At 65.4% G+C, this 1,473-nt stretch carries 1 protein-coding gene; it reads right to left on the reverse strand.

What is annotated here, in order from left to right; all coding sequences use genetic code 11:
• Positions 1-1,449: (Fe-S)-binding protein (locus PD653B2_RS09570; RefSeq protein ID WP_345775746.1), on the reverse strand; the 1,449-nt coding region annotated here is incomplete at its 3' end.
• Positions 1,450-1,473: the final 24 nt, after the last annotated feature.

The raw sequence follows: 1,473 nt of genomic DNA on the forward strand, positions 1-1,473 counted from the left end.
GTCGAGCAGCTCGGCGACGGCGCGGGTGGTCTTCTTCGCGCGGTCCTCGTAGGCGCCGGCGCAGCCGACCCAGAAGAGCCAGTCGACCTCGTCGAGGGACTCGATGCTCTCGCCGACGACCTTGACCTCGAAGTCGAGGCCCTTGGTCCAGTCCAGGCGGGCGTTGGGCGACATGTTCCAGGGGTTGCCCTTGTTCTCCAGGCCCTTGAACAGGCCGTTGAGCTCGGCGGGGAAGTTGGACTCGACCAGGACCTGGTAGCGGCGCATGTCGACGATGTGGTCGACGTGCTCGATGTCGACGGGGCACTGCTGCACGCAGGCACCGCAGTTGGTGCACGACCACAGCACGTCGGGGTCGATCACCGCGGAGCCGTTCTCGGGCAGGTAGAACCAGTCGTCGCCGGTGTCGCCGACCAGCGGCCGCTCGACCTCCTTGGTGAGGACGTCGTTGCCTTCGAGCAGTGCGGCCCGGTCTGCTTCGGCGGCCTGGAGGTAGGGCGCCTTGGCGTGTGCGTGGTCGCGCAGCGCGGTGATCATCAGCTTCGGCGACAGCGGCTTCTCGGTGTTCCAGGCCGGGCACTGCGACTGGCAGCGGCCGCACTCGGTGCACGAGGTGAAGTCGAGGATGCCCTTCCAGCTGAAGTCCTCGATCGACCCGACGCCGAGCACCGAGTCCTCGTCGAGGTCGTCGATGTCGTCGAGGCTGATCGCCTTGCCCTCGACGGTGAGCGGCTTGACCGCGCCCAGCGCGGTGCGGCCCGAGGACTCGCGCTTGAACCAGATGTTGAAGAACGCCAGGAACCGGTGCCAGGCCACCCCCATCGTCAGGTTCAACGAGATCGTGATCATCCAGACGAACGAGATCACGATCTTCAGCATCGAGACCAGGTAGATCGCGTTCTCCAACGCGCCGTGCGACATCCCCGAGAACGCCTCACCCAGCCAGAACGTCAGCGGGTAGTGGAACGCGGTGCCGTCCTCGAGCGCGTACTCCAGACCACGCAACGTCACGATGCACAGACCCACACCCAAGATCACGGACTCGACGAAGTAGGCCTGCCACATCGTCGAGCCGAAGAACCGGCCCTTGACCCCCCGGACCCGCTCCTTGGGGCGGGTGACCCGGTAGCCGATGAACGCGACGATCGCGATGATCATCACGAACGTCACGAACTCCGTCAGCCACTCCCACACGAAGAAGTGCCCGATCAACGGCAGCTGGAACGAGGCGTCGAAGAGCTGACCGAACGCCGTGACCAGCGTGAAGAACAACAACCCGAAACCGGTGAAGATGAACCAGTGACCCGCACCCACCCAGTGCCACTGCAACATCCGGGTGTGCAGCAACGACTCCTTCAGCAGCGTCGCCGTACGACGAGCCGGGTCATCACCCCGCGAGGCCGGCTGCCCGACCCGCATCACCCCGATGATCGAGCGAACCGCCCGCACGAACAACGCGATACCAACGACCGC

The sequence above is a fragment of the Nocardioides sp. PD653-B2 genome (genome assembly GCF_002117935.1).
In the GTDB taxonomy this organism is placed as follows: Bacteria; Actinomycetota; Actinomycetes; order Propionibacteriales; family Nocardioidaceae; genus Nocardioides.